The sequence below is a fragment of the endosymbiont of Galathealinum brachiosum genome, from assembly GCA_003349885.1.
Classification (GTDB): domain Bacteria; phylum Pseudomonadota; class Gammaproteobacteria; order SZUA-229; family SZUA-229; genus SZUA-229.
In genome coordinates, this window is record QFXC01000013.1 from 643,731 (window position 1) to 668,321 (window position 24,591).

A 24,591-nucleotide genomic window follows, 5' to 3' on the forward strand; every position below is an offset into this window, starting at 1 on the left:
ACCCGTGTTCTTTTAAAATAAGGCTCTTATACGACCGACTGTTTTTCAAAAACAACCCGCCAAATTTCTTTCACATTATCTTTTAATGTCGCTACAGATTCAATTTCTACAACTGAAGTTAACTGCTGCAAGGCACGCTGATGATTACAGGTTCGATATTCTCTATAAGCATCATATAAACATTGCGCCTGATCCGAATTCAATAAGTTGCATTCGATCAACTTCATCAATATTTTTCTTGTCGCTGTATACTCAGTAAACTGCTCATATTTCGACGCACAACTTAATACGCCATACTGCGCAATAAACTCGATATCAACTAGCCCACCCGCATCCTGCTTCAAATGAAATTGCCCTGTTTCATGCTTTGTGCCCAAGGCATCACGCATTTTCTCACGCATTTCCACAACATCAGTTGCCAGTGCCGCATTATCTCGCTGACGCATTAAGATTGAACGGCGAATTCTACCAAATTCTAACGCTAAATGTTCACTTGAACACAAAATACTGGCACGAATCAAAGCCTGATGCTCCCATGTCCACGCTTTTTCATGCTGGTAGAGGTCATAAGCCTGCACGCTACTGACGAGCATGCCCGCATTGCCATCCGGCCTTAAACGCATATCTATTTCATATAAACGGCCATTTGCTGTTTGCAGACTAAGTAAATGTATAACTCTTTGTGCCATACGAGCAAAAAAACTGGTGTTATCTAGCACACGCTCACCGTTCGTCTGCTGCTGCTCTCCCTGACTATCATGCAAAAACACGAGATCAAGATCCGAGCTATAACTCAACTCCCTGCCCCCCATTTTTCCATAAGCAACCACAGCCATGCTCGGCAGATATTCCTCCCCATCAATCACACATGTGGGCTGCCCGTGTTTAGCTACCATCCAGTCAAGTGCAAGAGACATCACTTTATCCAGTAATATTTCAGCGACATTACTTAACTGCTCACTGACTTCAAACACATCTAAAACACCCGCAACATCCATCGCGGCTATCTTCAGTACCTGAGCCTGTTTAAACTTCCTCAGGCTTTCTATTTGCTGCTCTTCATCATCAACAACGCGTAATAACAATCCATCTAATTCCTGCTTTAATTTTAAAGCTGTTGGAATTTGATATAAATTTCGAGGATCCAGCAACTCATCTAGCAATACAGGATATCGGCTAAGCAGCTGCGCAATCCATGGACTTGCAGCAAATAATGTAATCAGCTGTTTTAGCGCTTCTGGGTATTCATTCAATAGAGAAAGATAAACACTTCGTCTTAAAATCGATTGCAGTAATCCTAACAATCGCTTTAGAACCTCTTCTGGATTTGACTGTTCCCTTAAAAACACCAGTAATGTCGGCATTAAAGTATCCAGACGTTGCCGCCCGGTTGCTGTCATAGCATTGAGTTGAGATGATTTTTTAAATTGATCAAGTAAGTTATAAACAGCCTTGAAATTAGCCATACCTGAATTTTCAAGTATAGCTAAAACTTCATCTTCATCCTGCTGGTGTAACCAGATTGAACGAATGGAATTCTCTTCTGTTTTTTCCTGTTCTGCATCATTTTCTGATTCACTCCCTTGCTCATTTAATAATAAAACAAATGATGCCTGAACGGATGCCCTATGTTTCTCACAATCATCGAATAAACTTTGCCAGCTTTCATACCCCATTGCCAACGCCATACTTGCCTGCTGCTCTTTACCATCAGGCAACAGGTGAGTTTGCGCATCCGCATATATTTGCAACCGGTTCTCCAGGCGTCGTAAAAAATCATAACTGGCTGTTAGTGAATCAGACTCTTTACTATCCAGGTATTCTTTTTCTGCCAGTACTTTAAGCACATCCAGTATGCCGCGTATTTGCAAATCAGGATCACTACCGCCACGCAATAATTGAAACGTCTGACCGATAAATTCAATTTCACGAATACCACCAGAACCCAGCTTAATATTATTCAGATTACCCTTACGAAGAATTTCAGCGTTGATCATGGCTTTCATGTCACGAATAGATTCAAACGCACCAAAATCAAGATAACGTCTGTATATAAAGGGTTTAAGCATATCCATCACTGCTTCCCCTTCAATCCGATCACCTCCTATCACACGCGCTTTAATCATGGCGTAACGTTCCCAGTCACGACCCTGTGTCTGATAATACTGCTCAAGCCCGGCCTGACTCATCACCAACGGCCCACTGTCACCATAAGGCCTTAAACGCATATCAACCCGAAAGACAAAACCATCAGCTGTCACATCATTTAATGCTTTAATAAAACGCTGTCCCAGACGAATAAAAAACTGACTATTTGCTAATGAGCGTTTACCTGAAATTTCACCCTCTTCTTCAAAACAGAAAATTAAATCTATATCTGATGAAAAATTAAGCTCATACCCCCCTAATTTTCCCATGCCTAAAATAACCAGACGTTGCTGCTCTTCTCTGGAATTAAACGGCACGCCCAACTGCTCACACTGATCCTGATAAAGTGTCTCCAGCGTTATATCTACAAGACTTTCTGCAAGGTCAGTCAGATTACAAAGCGTTTCTTTAGTATTCGCACTATCGGCCAGATCCCGCCACGCAATGCGTAACATTTGTTGCGCCCTGAACAAACGCAACTGCTTCATTAATGCTATATCATTTATTGCAGAATTTTCTTCCAGACGAAGCATTAAATGCTGACGGTAATCTTCAAGCGTAAAACTTAAATTGAGAAAGTTACCCTGTATTAGATCAAACCAGAGCTGAGGATGACGAATCATCGTCAGTGGAATAAATTCACTACAGGCCCAGATTTTTCCCAGCAGGGTTAAATCAGTCTCTTGCTGTGGATTTTGCTCTATTGATTCACATGCTTTTACCCAATCCTGCCAGTGTCGCGTTACACGCTCATGCAAAATTTCTGGAACAAGGTTTAAAAGTGATTTTTCTGAATTGACTGTCACGCGTTAACCTCAAATCTAAATATAATAAATACTTAATACGCAAAACGGGAAGCAAAGCTTCCCGATATGCACCCCCGATAAGAACACGGAAGCGAAAATTTGACATAAGACTTACGACTTACGACTTACGACTTACCACTATCATTTACTGCATGCGCTTTGATTTTATCAGCATTTCATAAGCATTTTTGATGTCATGAACAATATCATGTGCTTCAACTACCTCTACTTCACTAGCACCTTTAGCAACTAACTTGTCAGGATGAAACTTACTCATCATCCTGCGATAAGCCTGTTTAACCTGTTCCTGATTTGCCCAACGGTTAACACCTAACATTTCATATGAATCTGAAAGACTAAAAACTTTTTTGGACACACTTGCTATCGGCTGATTAGCTACTTTTTTTTCTGCTCTTACACGCCTTTCGATACGGGTATAAATAGAATCTGACACATCAAGACGTTTGCACATGCGTTTGATTAGTTTGCTTTCCCTGTCATTCAGACTTGCATCGGCATATGCCATTTTTAACTGAATTTCTATAAAAACCTGCACGACACTGACACGATGACTGCATTGACGCTTGAAACGCCATAATAAAGTTTCCAGAGTAAAATCTTCATGTTTGCCTTCATTAAACAGGCGAATTGCCAGCTGACGTTGTTCTGACGTCAGGTCCAGATGATCCATAACCTGTGTGGCCAACTCAATTTCAACGCTTTTAACCCGACCATCACATTTTGCAACATGTCCCATTGCTGCGAAACTGGATATAAAGAAAGCACCCTGCACAGCACCATCATAACCACTGGCTTCGAGTTTTTCCTGATAGGTTTGCCACCAGCGTGCTAGTGGATCTCTGAAAAGACGCTCTGTTAGTGCGTCAGGGCTAATAGATCGGAAAGTTTGTGTAACTACATCGGCTAGGCGTGGCAATGTCTTATCCTGCTTTCATCATTTCGTTGTAATAAACAATAGTCCAATAAAAAACAAAGGTAAAGGAAAAAATCAATAAAAATAGATATTTAGGTGGTTTTGTTAATAATTCACACTAAAAATATCATCTAAAAATCAGAACAACTCAATTTCATCTTCTGTAGTAGCAACCTGATGCATTTTTTCCAGCACCTCCATCATGTCTTCCCCGTTAAGAATCGCATCAAACAGAACACGTTCCTTTTCCATTGTGTAACGACTTCGAATCACTTCCTGTAAAGCGCCCCACTCATGGGGTGAATACAGTCTCGCTGGATCACTCACCAGATCACCCAGTTTGGACAGACTATTAACAACATGATCCATTCTCTGCACCAGCGTATCATAAAACTGAAACGCAACAATAGCCTGCTGCATCTTACTTGAGACCTGCTGACAGTTATCAACTACTATTTGTTGATCACTTTCATCCACATTATATTTCTCAAATAAACCTGATGTGCCTAATTCGATTGCTTTTATACTCCCCGCCATACTGGTAAAAGAGTCGGTCAGAGTATTCACTGAATTTGAGCCGTCTTTTAATGAAAACTCTACCTGAGCTGCCGCCAGTTTTAGCATCAGCACAGTTTCTTTTACCTGACTCCAGTCAAGGTCGGGATGATTAGCTGTAGAACTTGAATTTTTTTTGATCTCAGACATTTATTATATCTCTTAACTTTAAAAAAGACGGTATACATCTGAGTGTAGATCAAACATTTAACAATATAATGAAAATGATTCAACTCGCCTTAAAAAAGACTTAACGACAAATATTTAAGTACAGACAAGACGAGAAAAAACACTAAAAAATAATATTCAGCCCCAGGTATAACAAACTCAGACTTATACAGGTTTAACCGTGGAAGCAGCCAACCTTGCTCTGCCACGAGCCTCATCTATTGAGCTACCACTTGAGACTGCAACACCCATACGACGTTTTTCAAATGCTTCAGGTTTTCCGAACAAACGAATTTCCGTTGAAGGTACACTTAATGCTTTTTCTATATTATCAAAAGAAATAGCCTTTGCATTTTTACCACCATATATAACAGCACTTGCACCATCACATCGTAAACTGGTGTCCACGGGCAAGCCGAGCACGGCACGTGCATGTAATGCAAATTCAGATTGCCATTGAGTTATGATTGTTACCAGACCGGTATCATGGGGTCTTGGGCTTACTTCACTAAAATAAACCTCATCACCTTTTATAAACAGTTCAACACCAAATAAACCACGACCACCCAGGGCTGTGGTCACTTTTTCTGCAATATCTCTGGATTTTTCTAATGCGCTTTCTGACATAGGGTGAGGTTGCCAGCTCTCAACATAATCACCATTTTTTTGAATATGGCCAACAGGTGCGCAGAAATGCGTTTCAATTTCATCATCAGAATTTAGCGCTCTAACCGTTAACTGGGTAATTTCATAATCAAAATCGACTACACCCTCAACAATGACTCTGCCATGATTAACCCTGCCCGCATCCATAGCATATTGCCATGCGGCCTCCACATCACTTTCAGACTCCAGTCGTGATTGCCCCTTACCTGACGAAGACATCACCGGTTTTATAATGCAGGGAAAACCTATCAGTTTTGCTGCCTGCTGTAACTCTTCAAAACTATCAGCAAAAATATAATCAGATGTTTCAAGCTTTAAATCTTCTGCCGCCAACCGACGAATACCTTCACGATTCATAGTAAGCTGAGTAGCACGTGCAGTAGGAATAACTTCAGCCAGACCTTCTTCTTCAATTACTGCCAGCATATCAGTAACTATCGCCTCTATTTCTGGCACAATTAAATCTGGACGCTCTTTTTTAACCAGCGCTTTTAACGCATCACCATCGGTCATATCAATAACATAGGAACGATGCGCAACCTGATGTCCCGGTGCATTTTCATAACGATCAACAGCGATCACTTCAATACCGAAACGCTGTAACTCGATAATAACTTCTTTACCAAGTTCACCAGAGCCCAGCAACATAACTTTTGTTGCTGTCGTGGATAATGGAGTTCCTATTTTCATATTTAACCTTTAAACAGATGCTTTTGAAAATAATCGTACGCCAGAATCTAAAGCTGACCCTTGTTTGGGGAGCTGGCTTTTGACTTTTTGTTTTGACTTACGACTTCTGACTATCTTTTTATTTATTTTTCCAATTGAGAAACATCTCGCACCGCACCACGCGCCGCACTGGTCGTCATCGCTGCATATGCTTTAAGCGCGTTGCTTACAACTCGCTCACGCCCAACCGGCTTCCATGCATCTTTTCCTTTTGCATCCATCCTGGTTCTACGTTGAGATAATTCATCGTCTGAAATCGCTAAATTAATCGTTCGATTTGGAATATCGATTTCTATTTTATCGCCTTCTTCAACCAGACCAATCGCACCACCTTCCGCGGCTTCCGGCGAAGCATGCCCAATTGATAAACCAGATGTTCCACCGGAGAATCGGCCATCAGTTAATAATGCACAGGCCTTACCCAGGCCTTTTGATTTCAGATAAGAAGTTGGGTACAACATCTCCTGCATACCCGGACCACCCTTGGGGCCTTCATAACGAATAATAACCACATCTCCTGCAATAACTTTATCATCTAAAATAGTGGCTACCGCATCATCCTGAGATTCAAAAATGCGTGCTTTTCCGGTAAAGGTTAAATTATCTTCATCTACACCTGCGGTTTTAACAATACAACCCAGCTCGGCAATATTGCCAAAGAGAACAGCCAGACCACCATCGAGTGAATAGGCATTTTCCAGATTATGAATACAACCATTGGCACGATCAGTATCTAATGGCCAGACTTTTTCCTGAGAAAAAGCCTGTTGTGTCGGCACATTACCCGGCGCAGCTGAAAAAAGTTTTTTAGCCGCGTCATCATCCGATACAGCGATATCCCATTTTGCTAATGCATCCGCCATGCTGGCGCTATGCACCGTAGGCAGTTCGGTATGCAAACAATCTGCACGGTCTAGTTCACCTAGTATACCCATCACACCACCGGCACGATGAACATCTTCCATATGATATTTCTGTGTTGCCGGTGCAACCTTACAGAGATTAGGCACTTTACGTGAAAGACGATCAATATCATCCATAGTGAAATTCACTTCACCTTCCTGTGCAGCCGCCAGTAAATGCAACACCGTATTGGTTGAACCACCCATAGCAATATCAAGACACATAGCGTTTTCAAACGCTTTAAAATTCGCAATCGAGCGAGGCAGCATATCGTAGTTATCATTTTCATAATGATCTCTGGTTATCGCCACAATACGTCGACCTGCTTCTAAAAATAACTCTTCACGATACGCATGAGTTGCTAGCAATGACCCGTTACCAGGCAAAGACAACCCTAAGGCTTCTGTCAAACAGTTCATTGAGTTTGCTGTAAACATACCCGAACAGGATCCACAGGTTGGACAGGCTGAACGCTCTACCTGCGCTACGATTTCATCAGACTGGTTATCATCTGCGGCCATGACCATGGCATCCACTAAATCTAAATGCACTTCTTCACCCAGCATTTCTGATTTACCCGATTCCATTGGCCCACCGGAAACAAAAATAACCGGTATATTTAAACGCATTGAAGCCAGTAACATGCCCGGAGTAATTTTGTCGCAATTTGATATACAGACAATGGCATCTGCACAGTGCGCATTCACCATATACTCAACTGAATCCGCAATAATTTCCCGCGAAGGCAATGAATACAACATGCCACCATGACCCATGGCAATACCGTCATCAACAGCAATAGTATTAAACTCTTTTGCAATACCGCCGGCTTTTTCTACTTCACGCGCTACCAGCTGCCCCATATCTTTTAAATGCACATGACCGGGAACAAACTGGGTAAATGAATTAGCAATCGCAATAATCGGTTTTTCAAAGTCCCCATCTTTCATACCTGTGGCACGCCATAGCGCACGGGCACCTGCCATGTTTCGACCATGGGTTGACGTTCGAGAGCGATAAACTGGCATTTTGAGACCTTTTATTAATTTAATTGAAGACTGATATTGTAAATGAATAACCTATAAGTCGTAAGTCATAAGTCACAAGTCGTAAGTCTAAAACACAAAAAAAGCGGGCTCTCCATTGGAGGGCCCGCTTTTGACTTAAGACTGTAGACTTCTGACTTACGACTGCTCTTTAAATCTTGAGCCTGGAAATAACGTGTTTAAGCTCCTCAGCTACATTGCGTAAATCTTCCGATGTTTCCGCCATATGAGTCGCACCATCTGAAGAAACTTCAGCACCCTGCGAAATACTCACAATACTGCGATTAATTTCTTCAGCCACTGCATTTTGCTCTTCTGCCGAGCTTGCAATCAGGGTATTCATATCATTAATATTAGTAACGGATGAAGTAATACTGGTTAACACTTCTCCTGCACGTGCTGCTGTATCTCGAGTTACATCAGCCTGTGAACGACTCTGATTCATTGCTTCAACAGCCTGCTGAGCACCACTTTGCAGCTTTTCAATCATACTTTGAATTTCTTCTGTTGATGTTTGAGTACGCTGCGCCAGAACCCGCACTTCATCTGCAACAACGGCAAAACCTCGACCCTGCTCACCCGCACGAGCCGCTTCTATTGCCGCATTTAACGCCAATAGATTTGTTTGTTCTGCAATACCACGAATAACATCCAGTACCGAACCTATTTCTACCGAATCATTTTCCAGGGCATGAATAACATCCGCTGCTCTTTCTACCTGCTGTACTAATTTCGAAATTGCACTAATAGATTCATTAACAACACTCTGCCCGGTATTAACTTCGCTATTTGCCTGATTAGCCGAGTCTGCTGCAAGCTGTGCATTTTGCGCAACTTCATGCACCGTTGCAGTCATTTCATTCATCGCAGTCGCCACCTGGTCAGTTTCCATCCGCTGTTGACCCATCGCCTGACTAGACTGTTCTGTACTATGCGCCATTTCTTCTGCTGAAGTTGAAAGTTTGTATACCGACTGGTTAATCTGATTAACGATATTACCGATATCATCTCTTAATATTGATGCACTATCGGCTACCTGACCTAATTCATCAGCCGAGTCGACTGTTATCTCATGAGTAAAATCTCCCGATGCCATTAATGACAAATCCTGAGCCACTGCCTGCGCAGGTACAACAATGATTTTTCTAACCATAATCAGGAATACTAAAAATGCAGCCACAACAGAGATAATGAGTGAAATTACGGTAATTTCCACACCTTCCATAGCATGCTGTTCACTTCTCGCTATAATTCTCCTTACACTTGCCCCTAATTGCTCCGATACAACTTCTAGCATTTTAGTGGTTTTCTGGTCGATGCCTTTTACAGATTTATCTCCCACTTTATAGTCATAACCCGAGCTTACAAAAATCTCCAACCCTTTTTTATATAACGGCAAAAGATGAGCGTGCTCTGCTTTAACTTTACTCAAACTCTGCTCAATCTTGGCATCATGCACATCGGCACTTAACAGATCAATTTCATGCTGTACATTTTCATGTTTTTTTAAAAATTTTCCCCAGTATTTTTTTCTCTGTGAGTCTTCATGCCCCCTTATCAGCACATTTTTCCAGTCCTGAACCTGGGATCTAAAACCCACCGAAATATCAGTAAATTCCGCTTCAACTTTCAATGCATGATGTATAGCATCTGACATTTCCTGCTTTACAACCCACCCACTATAAACACCATAAACAGTTGCAGCCAGAACAAGGGAGGTTCCAAAACCGGTAATCATAAGTAATTTATTGCGAATGCTTGAACAGATATATTTCTTTATCACTTTGTTTCTCACTTTATTTAGAGCGAACGACCCTGCAATGATCTTTTCAGCTTTAAGTATTGTTATAGCAAAGATATCGACAAACAACAGAAAGACTTTAGCGAAATTATTTATTCATAAACAGTCTTATGATTGATTTTATAAATGAAATTAGCTCAGATTCAGCTACAATCAGCCCATGACACTAACAGAATTAAAATATATCGTTGCGGTCGCGCAATACAAACACTTTGGTAAAGCTGCTAAAGCCTGCTTCGTTAGCCAGCCGACGTTAAGTCTGGGTATCAAAAAACTTGAAGAAGAATTAGAGCTGAGTATTTTTGAACGTGAAGCCCGTAATGAATTACGCATTACCGAACAAGGTGCACAAATTATAGAGCAGGCTCAAAAGGTCCTGGATCAGGCATCACACCTGAAAACGCTGGCTCAGGCCCATCAGGATCCATTAGCAGCGCCCCTAAGACTCGGAGCCATATATACAATTGCTCCCTATTTATTACCTGAACTCATTCCGCGTCTGCATAAACGCGCACCACAAATGCAATTACGACTGGAAGAAAATTTCACAGCAGTACTTTCCGAACAATTAAAACAGGGCAAACTCGATGTCATACTTATTGCCCTGCCATTTAATGAAGCAGGCGTAATGACACAGGCTGTATATGACGAACCGTTTGAAGCAGTTATACCTGTCAGCCACCACTGGCAAGACCGTCAACAGATAAAAGCAAATGAACTGGCTCAGGAAAATCTGTTGTTACTCGGCCCCGGGCATTGTTTTCGTGACCAGGTATTGCAGGCTTGCCCTGACTGCAGCTCATCCAGTAATTTACAGGAAAGTCTGGCAGGAGGGTCACTGGAAACTATTCGCCATATGGTGGCAAGCGGCACGGGCATTACGGTACTTCCTTCCAGTTCAAAGCAAAAAGCAACAAACAATCCGTTAATAAAAATGATCCCTTTTATTAACCCAGCACCACAACGTCGCGTTGCCCTGGCCTGGCGTAAGGGGTTTACCCGACCTGAAGCAATTGAAGTATTACGTCAGCAAATTCTAAAATGCTCTCTTAGTGGCGTAAATATGCTGACTGAAGAAACAACCCAGACAAATAAACAACGACTGTGAATAAAGCCAACTCTAAACCCGATACACTGACAATGATTCAGCAACTCATTGCTACGCCATCTGTAAGCTGCGTTGACCCCAAAATTGATCAGAGCAACTTACCGGTAATACACCTGTTAGCAAACTGGTTAAATGAACTAGGGTTTAAAGTTGAGGAGCTTGCAGTTGCAAACGGTAAAGCCAATCTTATAGCCACTCTGGGCTCAGGGTCAGGTGGTCTCATTCTGGCCGGGCATACAGATACGGTTCCATATGATGAAAATCACTGGCAACACAACCCTTTTAAGTTAACTGAAAAAGATGGAAAGTTTTATGGTCTGGGCACATCAGACATGAAAGCCTTTCTAGCGCTCGCCATTGAAGCAGCAATTAGTTTTGAGAAAAAAGAATATAAACAACCGCTCATAATACTCGCAACATCTGACGAAGAAACCACAATGGCCGGAGCGAAAGCTCTCGTCGATGCTGGAAAACCCGCCGCTCGTTACGCAGTTATTGGTGAGCCAACAGGCATGAAACCCATTCGTATGCATAAAGGCATTATGATGGAGGCGATTCGTATTACCGGCCTTGCGGGACATTCAAGCAACCCTGCCTATGGACATAATGCTTTAGAAGCCATGCATAAAGTCATAGCCGAATTAATGTTATGGCGGGATGAATTACAACAGCAATACACCAATCACTTATTTGAAGTACCCGTACCAACCATGAATTTTGGGCATATACACGGAGGCGATAATCCAAATCGAATTTGTGGTACCTGTGAGCTGCATATTGATATTCGCCCCTTACCGGGTATGACGCTAGAGAACTTACGCACCGAGTTAAAACAGCGCCTGCAAAAAGTGATGCCCGCTCATGGCTTTACACTGGAGGTTCTACCTTTATTCTCTGGTATTCCTTCAATGGAAACGCCAACTGAATCTGCATTAGTCAAAGCAGCAGAAAAACTCACTGGTCATATTGCAGGTAGTGTCGCGTTTGGAACTGAGGCACCTTATTTGACTGAAATGGGCATAGACACTATTGTATTGGGGCCGGGTGATATTGCACAGGCCCACCAACCGGATGAATATTTAGATATTGATCGGATTGAACCGACAGTAGATATACTGAAAAAACTGATACATAAGTTTTGTATTCAGGCTTAAATATGTGCAGAGTCAGTTGCACTGCCATGGCACACCTCCATCGGGGAAGAGCTGAACAAAACAAACTGGAAAAATTAACCAACAATGACATCAAATAAACAACAATACGTAGACTGGTTCCGTGGATCTTCACCTTATATTCATAGCCATCGCGGGCGCACGTTTGTTATTTATATTTCAGGCGAAACTATCACTCACGATGGTTTCCCCCATTTAATTCATGATATCGCTCTACTTAATAGTCTTGGCGTAAAACTGGTGCTGGTTCATGGTGCACGCCCACAAATAAAACAACAGCTTGAAACATTGAAAATTAAATCTGATTTTCACAATGGCTGGCGCATCACACCCGCTAAAATACTACCCGGCATTGAGCAGGCAGTCGGACAGGTTCGAGTAAATATAGAAACACATTTATCTAAGGGGCTAATTAATACTCCCATGGCCGGTGCTGCATTAAGCGTTATCTCCGGAAACTTTGTAACAGCCAGACCCTATGGAGTTAGACAGGGCATAGATTTTGGTTTTACAGGTGACATTAGAAAAGTTAATACCAATGCAATTCAGCAACAACTCTCGCTGAATAATATTGTATTACTCTCACCCATAGCCTATTCACCCAGCGGTGAGGCATTTAATTGCCGCGCTGAAGATGTGGCCACTGCAGCAGCAAGTGCATTAGGCGCTGACAAGCTCATTTTTATGATGCCCGCAGCAGGCGTACAAAATGAACAGAAAAAAATTGTGCATCAGTTAAGCCTGACAGAAGCAGAATCACTTTCAGAAAAAAATAACAATGACGAAATCACTCAGCTACATCTTTGCAGCGCAGTTAATGCCTGTAAAAAAGGTGTTCGCAGAGCGCATTTAATCAGCCATGAAACAGATGGCGCATTACTGCTTGAACTATATACTAGAGACGGCAGTGGCACGATGATCACCACAGACACCTATGAAGGGTTACGTCAGGCCAATATAAATGATGTCGGCGGCATACTAGAATTGATTCAACCCCTGGAACAACAGAATGTTCTAGCTCACCGCTCACGCGAACAACTCGAACTTGAAATTGAACAGTTTACCGTTATAGAACGTGATGGAATGATCATCGCCTGTGCAGCACTTTATCCTTACGATAATCACTGTGCTGAACTAGCATGTGTAGCCGTTCATAACGACTACCAGAAACAGGGACGTGCTGGTGAATTAATACAACACGTTCAACAACAATGCAGACATAATCATATAAACCAGTTATTTATACTAACCACTCATACTGCACACTGGTTTATAGAAAAGGGTTTTATCGAAGGCGATTTAAAGCAGATACCTATTCAACGCAGAGATATGTATAACGCACAAAGAAACTCTAAGATATATATTAAAAATTTATAATCGGATCACAGCTAGTTCATGCATCGTTTCTACAGCCTCATTAATGATTTAAAACACGACCAACACGGTCAACACATCCGATTATTACTGATAGCCAGTTATGCTATTATTTTCTGCATTCTGTTCGCAGCCATGGCTATTACCTATAAAACTGGTTCAGAAATTATTTCATTAGGTACAGAAACACATAAAAACAGCCACCCTGTCACTTTACAGATGATCACATTAAAGTTAACTATAAATGAAAGCAATCAGTTAATTAACACCTGGCTGGCAAAACCCAATAAGGAAATGCTGGGGGCTTATAAAAAATCAAATAACCGATTAAATACCGAGTTAAAAAAACTAATATCATTATCCAAAAACAATACCCCTCTCATAAACTCGCTTTCAAAAAACATAAAAGAAAATCAGGATTTTATAAAAAAATCACAACTTATTACTAATAACTTCGAACACTGGAACAATGCCAGAAAAATAATTCAAAACTATTTATCCATAGACGAAACCATAGATCAACTAATTCGTGATCACACCATTATTTCACAGAAAAATAGTCGAACATTAAATAATAAATTATCACAAATTATTAATGTCAATATCGGTATCATGTTATTCGCATTGTTATTTGGCCTGATCATCATATTTAAAATAAGCAAACATGTAGTTAACTTGCTCGAAGAACTTAATAAAAACCGTGAAGCAGCAGACTCAGCAAGAGGCATTGCTGAACAGAAATCACTAGAACTTGATAATACCAGTCGAGTTTTAATTAAAACCAATCGAAATCTGGTTGATTCTATTGAAAACCTCAACAACACGCGTGACCAGTTGGTACAAAATGAAAAAATGGCATCTCTGGGAGAGCTGGTTGCAGGTGTTGCGCATGAAATAAATACACCCGTTGGTATTGGCGTTACAGCAGCCTCACACTTACAGGATTCTGTTCATGTTTTTTCTAAAAAGTTCGAAAATGGAAAAATAACTAAAACCGAATTTTCAGATTTTTTACACGATGCAAATGAAGGCAGTAATATTTTATTACGAAACCTTGAACGAGCAGCAAAACTTATCCGAAGCTTCAAACAAATTGCTGTCGACCAGACGTCTGAAGACAGACGATGCTTCAATATAAAAGAAACAATAGAAGAAACTTTACTCAGCCTACACCCTAAAATAAAAGTAACTAAAATTAAAACCCATCTTGAATGCCCGGACGATTTAGAAATAGATAGTTTCCCGGGATCATATTCTCAGGTTATGAGTAACTTAATCACAAACTCATTAATTCATGGATTCAATAATGGTGATGAAGGAAATATCAATATAACCATATTAAAAATAGACAATCACATTCAGATAACTTACTGCGATGACGGATTTGGCATTTCAGATGAAAACAGAAAAAAAGCATTCGACCCATTTTTTACTACACGCAGAGGAAGAGGTGGCAGTGGTTTAGGTTTACATCTGGTTTATAATATAATTACACAACAATTGAAGGGTGAAATATCAATATCAAACATTAAAACAGGGCTTTGTTTTGATATTAAATTGCCCGTCATATCACCCTGAAACCACCATCAATAAATGTTTTCTATAACCTCATTCACTCCTTACGCCTGTCAGTACGCATTGTAAATGATTAGCACTTTTCAATATGGTTGTGGTAGTCTCGAATAAACATCTCTAAATATATAGAGAAACACTTAAATACAAACATTTAATCACCCGTTTGGGTTAATAAATGTCACCACACTACAAGTTTGTCCTGTTTTATTTATTATGGGCGCCGGAAAATGGAAGTACCGATAAAAATAATTTTTCACCTTTTTGTACCGGGATGGTCAGCAAGGTATTTTGACACGGTGTAAGCAGTAACAATGTCCGATGATATTTTTGAGTTTATTGATGACAACGAAGTAACGCATCAAGAAAACAATCCAGACGGTGATTCTACTCATTCCAGTTCAAGCTGGAAAATCCTCATAGCAGATGACGAACCATCTATACATGAAATAACTACACTCGCACTGAAAGACATTCGGTATGAAAATAAACCGATTACATTTTTGCACGCATATACCGGCAAGCAGGCCATAGAAATACTCAAACAAAATCCGGACACAGCCCTTCTATTGCTTGATGTTGTTATGGAAACGGATGACTCCGGTCTCGCTGCTGTTGAGGTGATTCGTAATCAGTTAAATAATCAATCGGTACGTATTATTTTACGTACCGGGCAACCTGGAAGTGCACCGGAACTTGATGTAATACAGAAATATGACATAAATGATTACAAGGAAAAAACAGAGCTTACATCAAAAAAATTATTCACAACTGTTTACACTGCTTTACGCAGTTACAATGACATAATTCGCCTTGAACAAAGCAGACAGGGTTTAGAAAAAATAATTAATGCAACTGCTGATATTTTTCGACAGCAATCGATGGAAAAGCTTGTTTCTGGTGTGCTCATGCAGGTTATGTCAATCATCGGCATCGATGAAAGCGCATTTTACGGTCACTCCTCCAGTTTTATCGGCCATAAAAACAAACAGCTAGATACAAATGATGCCAATAATATGATTATAATTTCTGGCACAGGAAAGTTTGAAGACCAGATCAATCGACCTGTTAATCAAACACTCACTCCAGACATTATTCACCATATAAATATTGCTTATCAAGAAAAGCACAATGTATTTACTGATGATAGCTGCATTGTATACCTTAGAAATAATAGTCTGATTTATATAGATGGTTACAAAAAATTAAACAAAATAGAACAATCATTACTTGATATTTTTAGCGCCAATGTCACCGTTGCTTTTGAAAATGTAGAATTGAATGAAGAAATTCTTGAGACCCAGAAAGAAGTTATCTTCACTCTGGGCTCAACAACCGAATTCCGCTCTAATGAAACAGGAAATCATATTGCTCGTGTTTCTGAAATGTCCAGAAAACTGGCTAAACTGGCCGGTCTACCTGAAGAAGAAGCTGAGTTAATACGTCTGGCCTCACCTATGCATGATGTGGGGAAAATAGGTATCCCAGACAATATTCTTTTGAAACCCGAAAAGCTAACTGATGATGAATTTGAAGTAATGAAAACTCACACCACCATTGGTTATGATTTACTTAAACACTCATCTCGCCCTATATTTCAGGCTGCAGCTACAATCGCGTATCAACATCAGGAAAAATGGGATGGAAGTGGTTACCCACAGGGGTTAAGTGGACGGGACATACATATATTTGGGCGCATTATTTCTATTGTTGATGTATTTGATGCTCTTTCGAGCTCTCGCTGTTACAAAGACGCATGGTCAGAAAGTGACATTAAAAAATATTTTTCTGATCAGAAAAACAAGCACTTTGACCCCGAACTGGTTGATATCTTTATAAATAACTTTGAAAGCTTTGCTGACTTTAGAAAAGAGCTTGGTGACGACTGATCGATACCTGTCTTATGGACTATAATCTATAACTCTAAACATTTAATCAGACAAACAGTTATAGCAGGTTAATACAATGAGCTCTCCTTCTACAGAACCTGACATGAATGAGGCAGAATTAACAAAACTTATTCGTAACTATAACATTCCACCCCAACCACACATTCTCGCTGAAATTCAAAATGCCGATGATAACCTGAACACTATTGCTGACATCATCAGTCAGGATGTAGCGCTATCATCAGGTTTATTACAAACTATAAATTCATCATATTACGGCCTGGCTAATCACATCACCTCTATACAGCAGGCCGCAATGCTACTTGGATTAAAAGCGGTTAAGAATATAGTCAACTGCCAGTTACTTCATGCACAGGCTGGAAACTATCAGAACAAGGACCTGTCAGACTTCTGGCAAACAGCGAATGATGTTGCAAACACGGCTGCTACACTGGTGCATATACTTGGTTTTGGCTCTACTGATGAAGCCTATACACTCGGCTTATTCCATAACTGCGGCATACCTATTTTAATGGATAAACACGAAGATTATCTTGCCACTATACAATCCGCATATAACGCTACCGATAAACGGATTACTCAAATTGAAAATGAAAACTACTCTACAAATCATGCTGTTCTTGGATATATGGTTTCACGCGCCTGGAAACTACCTGAACACCTGCGTATAGCAATACGCGACCATCATAATTTTGAACGTTTGAGTTTTAAACAAAATGATTACAGCACTGAAGCAGATACTATTTTAGCCATATTAAAAATGTCTGAGCATATTTCTCATGTGCATGCAGTACTGGGTAAAGACCATGAAGATAACGAATGGAAATCAATTAAAACCGGTATTTTTGATTTCCTGGGAATCAGTGAGCCCGATTTTGAAGACATCTCTGATTCGGTTATTGAAAAATTAAATATGTATTAAATCAATTGAGATAAACAACTCTGCTTATGACGAAAAACAAATCAGACTACACAGTATTATCCATTGATGATTCTGACATTTTAACTGCTTTAATGAAAACCTTAATGGAAGATGAAGGTTATACTTTTTACTCTACTGAAAGTGCAGCTGAAGCCATTAAACTGATAAACAAACATCATTTCGACATTATATTAATGGACATAGAAATGCCTGGCATAACCGGAGTTGAATTATTAAAAGCATTAAACAACAAGAAATTATTACAGAAAACAAAAGTCATTATGCTCACAGCAAAATCAGATCCTGACTCTATCAGTGAATGCATTCAACTTGGAGCCGCCGGTTATATTCTCAAACCATTTCAGCACGATGACATCAAAACACGTGTATGGAAATATTTACAGGAAATCTAATTTTTATCAGATTTGTTTTTGGCCGATTGCATTATACCTTTAGCTAACAAACGACAAACTCCCTGAAACTGTGAAAATTCTGCCTGAGTCAATTCTCCTTTCACTTTATCAGCATACATCAGTCCCATAGCATGATTATTTACAAAAATAGACATTGCAAAAAAACTTCTCACACCAATTGCCAGCTTTACCGTTTCAGGAATAAAGTTCCAGTATTTACCAGCATTTGATTCATTCAAAAATAAATTCCTGCTTTTCTCCATCAATAACTTAAAAACATGGGGTTTATTAATCGGTATTTTAAAATTATTGATAGCCAAATCATCTGAAACCTGAGCAGAATAACGAGATACCATCATTTCTTTACCCGGTAATTTAATAGCAAAAACGCATCTTTGCACACCGCATAATAAACAAGTTTTAACCGCATACTCAATAAGGTCATGAGCTGGTTTTGCCTGCGCGACCATTTCCTGAAAACATTTAATTGATGCCGCAAGATCCTTGCTAATTGCAGCAGTTTTTTTATTTTCAGGTATAGACCCGGACTTTACTTTTTTAACTTCTACTGGCTTTAATTTGTTCACAGGTAGATCAGAAGGAGATTTTTCTATTTCCCGAGAACTGATACGTGTTTTCTCTTCCTGTTCAGCCGCTACTTTTCTGGCTTTTATTTTTTCTAATATTACATCCCTTGCTGCTGATGTTTTAATTTCAGGCTTATCTATTGACTTGACATTATCTTTCCCGACATCTGCTCTCTTTACTTTTTTCTTAACTTCATTTTCTGTCTTTATTTTATCTTTACTATGCGTTTTATTTATAACACTTTTAATTTCATCTGCTTGCTCATGATTATTTTTATTCTGCTCTTCATTACTTAATATAAATTGAGGATATTTATATTTGTCATCCGCTAGTTGAAACAGAAGTTTTGCCGGCGCAGCATATCCTTTACCTATAAGAGTGTCATTTACATTAACCGCATTAAGGTGCAATCGGCGTTCAATTTCACCTTCTGCCCTCCCTTTGTATTTCGCAATTCGTTTAATAATCTCCGTTGCATCTTTTCCATACCAGTTTAAAGCGACAATTCTACTCATCTCCGAAGACAAAGACACTCCGGTAGCTAAGGTAAAATCATCCTGTCTGGTAGTCAGACCAAGTGTTGCCATTTCAGGTAAATTCCATGCAGCCGACAGTTTAGCCCCTAACTCTCGCATACCACACCCCAGCACAGCTTTTGCAGCCTGCTCATAGTTCTGTTTTTTTACATAACATAATTCTTCTATTTTAGGCATTACATCATCGCCATAACACCAGAGCAATAATTCGGTAATACTTTGCAGCAATGTCGCCAGTTGAGTTTCTTCCGTTTCGGCTACATTTCGCTGTTGCGCCCATTCTTTTGCCTGTAAAGAGGCGTGACATGCAAGCCCCAAAACACGCATATATCCCTGACTGTTTTTGTCTGACAAATTAAGATTTTCAAGCAATGGCGTTTCATTAAGAAAGCTCTGAAAAGCGGCCTGTCCTAAATGAGATAATGCATTACCCATTGTCGTTAACGGGTTTTTCCCCGACTTTTCACGCTGAGTATTAACATGACAAAAAATTTGCGCACTAAAACCAGCATCATAAACAATCGGGCCTGAGTATTGAGTAATCGATAACTGTGTCTGATCGATCAATGCCTGTACATCTGTTTTTGTACGTTTCAAAACAGGTAAGGATTTACCTGATAAGAATGACAGCCATTGCTCAAGGCCTTGCTGCATAGTTAATATCCTGAATCTGAAAGAATGAATAGTTTAGATTTATACTAACTAAGTATAGGGTATCTTTATTATTTCTGATCAAACTATTGATAGCATTAATTAGATTTAATCCGGCTAACACTAATATTTTATAGCTCGCCTCGCTATGTTAATATCTGGTAAAAATATAGAGTTATTTAATCTTTGTGACAACTTCTCTCTCAACCATGATTCGCCTGCGTGCCATTCAAAATAAGACTAGAAAGTTATTTGAAGGCATGAACGATATTCAGTATAGACTGCAATATCACCACGACCTAAGCCCGGCTGGCTGGTATCTGAGTCATGGTATATTTATTGAAAACTACTGGTTACACGAGGTAATTCAGGGAGACAATCAGTTTACTGAAGACAAATCTCTGTTTTTAGCCAGAAACTGCCCTGTACCCCAACGAGGCCCTCGCCTACCCGAACTAAAAGCAACCGTAGAAACCATATTAGAACAACAGGACAACAACGATCTGTTGCTCATGGAAAAAGCCCCCCCTCTAAGTGATCACCCACTATTCAAAGACGAGTATATTGAGAATTTTATAATTCAGCATTATGCTCGTCATTATGAATCTATCTGTATGGTACTGAACCAGATTGCCCTGAAAAAACACTATAAAGACAAAAAGGATCACCCTTACACCCCCCAAGTGCCTTTAAAGTCACTTGCCCTGATAAAAAATATCACTCAAATAAAAAAAGGCACTTACCCTGTTGGCGGCGAGTTACCTTTTTCATATGACAATGAGTTACCTGCACATGAAATACAGCTGGATGATTTTTTTATTGCCAATACACCCGTAACAAATGCTCAGTATTTACTTTTTATAGAAAACAGAGGTTACAGCAGTAAGGAATTCTGGAGTGAATCAGGCTGGCAATGGCGTGAAAAAAACAATATACAACACCCGGAACACTGGAGCAGAGACAATAATGAACAATGGTACGGCATAAATAACCTCGGCCCTTTTGATCTGAATGCAAATGATTCGGTATACGGAATAAGTCATTTCGAAGCCAGTGCTTTTGCAAGGTGGGCCGGCGCCCGACTCCCTCACGAGCATGAGTGGGAAACGGCTGCACGACTTGAACTGATAAAAAATACAACCAATGTCTGGGAATGGTGTGAAAACACGCTTTATCCTTATGATGGATTTAAAGATTTTCCATATGAAGAATCATCATTAGAATGCTTTGATAACAAACACTACGTTTTAAAAGGAGCATCTGTATTTACCCGTCATGAAATCAAACGGGCATCATTCAGAAACCACTACCTTGCCCATCAAAGACATATATTCGCTGGTCTACGACTGGTATTTGATTAAATAAGCCGTACACTAACGACTAACGACTAACGACTAACGACTAACGACTAACGACTAACATATGCATGTACCCCACAGTTATATAGAAGAAAGTGTACACATCGCCCTTACTGAAGACATAGGCAATGGAGATGTCACTGCTAAACTCATACCTGAAGATGACTTTAGCCTGGCAACAGTTATTAGTCGTGAAGATGCAACCATTTGTGGAATAGACTGGTTTGAAGAGGTATTTGCCCAGCTTGATTCTCAGATATTTATTGAGTGGGATGTAGATGACGGAGACACGGTTAAAGCCGGACAACAAATTTGTTCTTTAAGCGGATCTACTCGAGCTCTTTTAACCGGTGAACGTAGCGCTTTAAATTTTTTACAGACATTATCCAGCACGGCGACTAAAGCAGCTGAATATGCTGCGGCAATTAAAGATACCAATGTAAAAGTACTGGACACTCGAAAAACTATACCCGGTTTACGTTTAGCTCAAAAGTACGCTGTTAGCTGTGGTGGCGGACACAATCATCGAGTTGGATTATTCGACGCTATTCTAATTAAAGAAAATCACATTCTTGCAGCTGGTGGCATACCTGAAGCTGTTGAAGCGGCACGTTTTCATAACCCTGATTTAATGATAGAAGTTGAAGTAGAAAATTTGGACGAGCTTCAGTTAGCTTTAAATGAAAACGTCGATCGTATTATGCTGGATAACTTTGATTTAGATTCACTCACTCAGGCCGTTAAAATAAATAACCATAAAACTGAGCTTGAAGCCTCGGGTAATGTCACGCTTAAAACAATCAGTGCTATTGCCAGAACAGGTGTTGATTATATTTCTACTGGCGCATTGACCAAGGACATTAAAGCACTGGATTTATCCATGCGTTTTTCATGAAATCATTAATATTAAGCTGGAAATTATTCCGCATTAGTCTGCATTTATTTTCTGGCATAACACTTACATTATTATTTGTACGTAATGGTATACATAATTCCAGCACCGCTTCTCGCCTTTTCATCTGGTGGAATGATCGTTTATGCCAGATATTTAAAGCCCGCATATCAATAAGTGGCGAAATGAATCAGGAAGCCACACTTTACGTTATGAATCACATTTCATGGTTCGACATCCCTGCACTGGCCTCGCAGAAACCTCTACACTTTTTATCTAAAGCAGAAGTCAAATCATGGCCATTAATTGGCCGCTTCACTGAAAGAGCAGGCACATTATTTATTCAACGAGGTGCAGCAGGCGCAGCAGAGAACTCCCTCAATGAAATCACTCAATGCCTTGAAGCGGGTGGCAGTGTTGTCATATTTCCTGAAGGCACCACAACCGATGGATCAGGCTTAAGAAAATTTCATAGTCGTTTATTACAGGCCGCTATAGATGCGCGGGTAAAAATTCAACCCATTGCTTTACGCTACCCGTATAAAGAAGGAATAAACCCACACGTTCCTTACATAGATGAACTAACATTTATGGACTCCGTCATGGGTTTAACAAAATCTAAACCTTTAAATGTAGAGCTACATTTCCTACAGTCAATAGACCATCACCTAAGCAACAATAACGACATGTCAAACAAGCAACTTGCCTTACTAGCAAGACAGGCTATTGCCAGCAAACTAAAAATAAAAACCTGAATATTTTTTAGATTAACACAGCCTAAGCATCTTGTTTAAATCTAGAGATAAAAAATAGAGCTACCGATGCAAGTACGATAGATGGCCCAGCAGGCGTATCCCATTGCATCGACGCAAACACACCACCCAACACTGAAAACAAACCAAACACAATAGCTGCTATCGCCATTGACTCAGGTGATTTAGAAAAACGTCTGGCACTGGCCGCTGGGATTATCAGTAAAGCTGTAATTAAAATAATACCCACAATCTTCATTGCGACAGCAACCACTACAGCCATCAATAACATAAAAATTAACCGTACTCGATCAACCGCAACACCTTCGCTACGTGCCAGCTCTTCATGTACGGCTACAGCAAGTATTGACTGCCATAACCAGCCGATAAACATTAATACCAGCAAACATACTCCGCTAAGCCATATCAGATATGCCCAGCTAACTGAAAGAATATCACCGAACAGGTAAGCCATTAAATCTACGCGCTGCCCCTGTGACTGCATAATGGCTAACATCACCAGACCTGCAGCCAATGCACCATGTGACAAAATCCCCAGAATCGCATCACTGGACAAATCTTTTTTAGCCTGCAAACGTATTAGTAAATAACTCAGAACAACACCAATCAACATAACTCCGATTAACGGATTTACATCAAACATAATCGCTAATGATGTACCCAATAAAGCGGAGTGAGCCAGTGCATCACCAAAATATGCCATGCGACGCCATACCACAACACAACCCAGAGGACCTGATACCAGTACAACGAGTAAACCCGCCAGTAATGCACGAAGAATAAAGTCATCAATGATCATGATTACAACCTTCATGATGCTGATGCTCAACCACATCACCACTTAAATCATGTGAGTGATTATGATTATGGGTATAAACGGCAATTCCATCTAAGGATGCACCAAATAGTTTAAGATACTCAGGGTGTTTACTAACTGCCTCAGGATGACCTGAGCAACATATGTGCGTATTAAGACAAAGCACCTGATCGGTAGCTTCCATAACCAGATGCAGATCATGTGAAACCATTAATACACCGCAGCCAAACTCATCTCGTATACTGGAAATTAGCTGATACAACTGTTGCTGCCCATTAATATCAACACCCTGCGCGGGTTCATCCAGCACCAGTAAATCAGGTTTACGTAATAACGCACGGGTTAACAATATTCGCTGAAACTCGCCACCAGAAACCGACTGCAATGGCTGATCCAATAATGAGACAATACCGAGTGTAGAAGCCATATACCCCATTTCATTGGCATCAGCTTCTATCCCCATTTTCAAAAATCGCCTGACACTCATTGGTAAAGTTGCATCAATATGCATTTTTTGTGGCACATAACCAATAACCAGATCAGGTTTCTTCTGCAACTTTCCCTGGTCAGCTTTAAGCAAACCCAGCAACACCCTGACCAGAGATGTTTTTCCTGAGCCATTAGGTCCAACCAGCGTCAGTATCTCTGCTGATTTGATACTCAGACTAATATTCTCCAGAATCTGGCGCTGATTAATTTGCAGACCAATATTCTCAGCTTTTAATAAAAATGAACTCATTACACCCTTT

Annotated in this window: 19 protein-coding genes; 10 read left to right on the forward strand and 9 right to left on the reverse strand. The window is 40.2% G+C overall.

The genetic code is table 11. The annotated features are described in order from the left end of the window. Nucleotides 1–26: 26 nt before the first annotated feature. The 6 genes from DIZ80_15855 to DIZ80_15880 form a co-directional block, all read right to left on the reverse strand. The gene (locus DIZ80_15855) at nucleotides 27–2,954 is read right to left on the reverse strand and encodes a bifunctional [glutamate--ammonia ligase]-adenylyl-L-tyrosine phosphorylase/[glutamate--ammonia-ligase] adenylyltransferase (protein ID RDH81550.1); all 2,928 of its coding nucleotides are present in this window, start codon (nucleotides 2,952–2,954) and stop codon (nucleotides 27–29) included. A 145-nt stretch (nucleotides 2,955–3,099) separates the two neighbouring features. Further along, nucleotides 3,100–3,891, reverse strand: coding sequence for a co-chaperone DjlA (locus tag DIZ80_15860; GenBank protein RDH81551.1), 792 nt, complete (start codon nucleotides 3,889–3,891; stop codon nucleotides 3,100–3,102). Between the two features lie 135 nt (nucleotides 3,892–4,026). Beyond that, nucleotides 4,027–4,593, reverse strand: coding sequence for a hypothetical protein (locus tag DIZ80_15865; protein ID RDH81552.1), 567 nt, complete (start codon nucleotides 4,591–4,593; stop codon nucleotides 4,027–4,029). A 183-nt stretch (nucleotides 4,594–4,776) separates the two neighbouring features. Further along, nucleotides 4,777–5,967 (reverse strand): phosphoribosylglycinamide formyltransferase 2, encoded by a 1,191-nt coding sequence (locus DIZ80_15870; GenBank protein ID RDH81553.1) that lies wholly within the window; start codon nucleotides 5,965–5,967, stop codon nucleotides 4,777–4,779. A gap of 122 nt (nucleotides 5,968–6,089) precedes the next feature. Next, nucleotides 6,090–7,937, reverse strand: coding sequence for a dihydroxy-acid dehydratase (locus tag DIZ80_15875; GenBank protein RDH81554.1), 1,848 nt, complete (start codon nucleotides 7,935–7,937; stop codon nucleotides 6,090–6,092). 169 nt (nucleotides 7,938–8,106) lie between these two features. Further along, on the reverse strand, nucleotides 8,107–9,693 hold the full coding sequence (locus DIZ80_15880) for a methyl-accepting chemotaxis protein (protein ID RDH81555.1): 1,587 nt from the start codon (nucleotides 9,691–9,693) through the stop codon (nucleotides 8,107–8,109). A gap of 223 nt (nucleotides 9,694–9,916) precedes the next feature. Here DIZ80_15880 and DIZ80_15885 point away from each other — a divergent pair, with 223 nt between their 5' ends. From DIZ80_15885 to DIZ80_15915, 7 genes are all read left to right on the forward strand, one after another. Further along, nucleotides 9,917–10,864, forward strand: coding sequence for a LysR family transcriptional regulator (locus DIZ80_15885; GenBank protein ID RDH81556.1), 948 nt, complete (start codon nucleotides 9,917–9,919; stop codon nucleotides 10,862–10,864). Between the two features lie 32 nt (nucleotides 10,865–10,896). Further along, entirely contained in the window at nucleotides 10,897–12,018 is a 1,122-nt protein-coding gene (locus DIZ80_15890; protein ID RDH81721.1) for an acetylornithine deacetylase, read from the forward strand. An 84-nt stretch (nucleotides 12,019–12,102) separates the two neighbouring features. Then, nucleotides 12,103–13,413 carry an amino-acid N-acetyltransferase gene (locus DIZ80_15895; GenBank protein ID RDH81557.1) on the forward strand — a complete coding sequence of 437 codons (1,311 nt, stop codon included), beginning with the start codon at nucleotides 12,103–12,105 and terminating at the stop codon, nucleotides 13,411–13,413. Nucleotides 13,414–13,431: 18 nt separating this feature from the next. Then, nucleotides 13,432–14,988, forward strand: a complete 1,557-nt coding sequence (locus DIZ80_15900) for a hypothetical protein (GenBank protein ID RDH81558.1) — start codon at nucleotides 13,432–13,434, stop codon at nucleotides 14,986–14,988. A gap of 308 nt (nucleotides 14,989–15,296) precedes the next feature. After that, a complete protein-coding gene (locus DIZ80_15905) occupies nucleotides 15,297–16,871 on the forward strand; it encodes a metal-dependent phosphohydrolase (GenBank protein RDH81559.1) in 1,575 nt (524 codons plus the stop codon). Nucleotides 16,872–16,947: 76 nt separating this feature from the next. Beyond that, nucleotides 16,948–17,814 (forward strand): histidine kinase, encoded by an 867-nt coding sequence (locus tag DIZ80_15910; GenBank protein RDH81560.1) that lies wholly within the window; start codon nucleotides 16,948–16,950, stop codon nucleotides 17,812–17,814. 26 nt (nucleotides 17,815–17,840) lie between these two features. Further along, a complete protein-coding gene (locus tag DIZ80_15915; protein ID RDH81561.1) occupies nucleotides 17,841–18,227 on the forward strand; it encodes a hypothetical protein in 387 nt (128 codons plus the stop codon). Here the strand turns inward: DIZ80_15915 and DIZ80_15920 are convergent. Beyond that, on the reverse strand, nucleotides 18,224–20,005 hold the full coding sequence (locus DIZ80_15920; GenBank protein RDH81562.1) for a hypothetical protein: 1,782 nt from the start codon (nucleotides 20,003–20,005) through the stop codon (nucleotides 18,224–18,226). The genes DIZ80_15915 and DIZ80_15920 overlap by 4 nt on opposite strands. Before the next feature lie 206 nt (nucleotides 20,006–20,211). Between DIZ80_15920 and DIZ80_15925 the strand changes: the two genes are divergently transcribed. The 3 genes from DIZ80_15925 to DIZ80_15935 all read left to right on the forward strand — a co-directional run bounded on the left by DIZ80_15925 (nucleotide 20,212) and on the right by DIZ80_15935 (nucleotide 23,007). Then, nucleotides 20,212–21,363 carry an ergothioneine biosynthesis protein EgtB gene (locus DIZ80_15925; GenBank protein RDH81563.1) on the forward strand — a complete coding sequence of 384 codons (1,152 nt, stop codon included), beginning with the start codon at nucleotides 20,212–20,214 and terminating at the stop codon, nucleotides 21,361–21,363. 61 nt (nucleotides 21,364–21,424) lie between these two features. After that, nucleotides 21,425–22,255, forward strand: a complete 831-nt coding sequence (gene nadC / locus DIZ80_15930) for a carboxylating nicotinate-nucleotide diphosphorylase (GenBank protein ID RDH81564.1) — start codon at nucleotides 21,425–21,427, stop codon at nucleotides 22,253–22,255. Further along, nucleotides 22,252–23,007 (forward strand): 1-acyl-sn-glycerol-3-phosphate acyltransferase, encoded by a 756-nt coding sequence (locus DIZ80_15935; protein ID RDH81565.1) that lies wholly within the window; start codon nucleotides 22,252–22,254, stop codon nucleotides 23,005–23,007. Before nadC ends, DIZ80_15935 begins: the two co-directional genes overlap by 4 nt. A gap of 22 nt (nucleotides 23,008–23,029) precedes the next feature. Here the strand turns inward: DIZ80_15935 and DIZ80_15940 are convergent, their stop codons facing one another. After that, nucleotides 23,030–23,821 (reverse strand): hypothetical protein, encoded by a 792-nt coding sequence (locus DIZ80_15940; GenBank protein RDH81722.1) that lies wholly within the window; start codon nucleotides 23,819–23,821, stop codon nucleotides 23,030–23,032. Beyond that, nucleotides 23,814–24,581, reverse strand: coding sequence for a zinc ABC transporter ATP-binding protein ZnuC (locus DIZ80_15945; GenBank protein ID RDH81566.1), 768 nt, complete (start codon nucleotides 24,579–24,581; stop codon nucleotides 23,814–23,816). Before DIZ80_15945 ends, DIZ80_15940 begins: the two co-directional genes overlap by 8 nt. Nucleotides 24,582–24,591 lie beyond the last annotated feature (10 nt).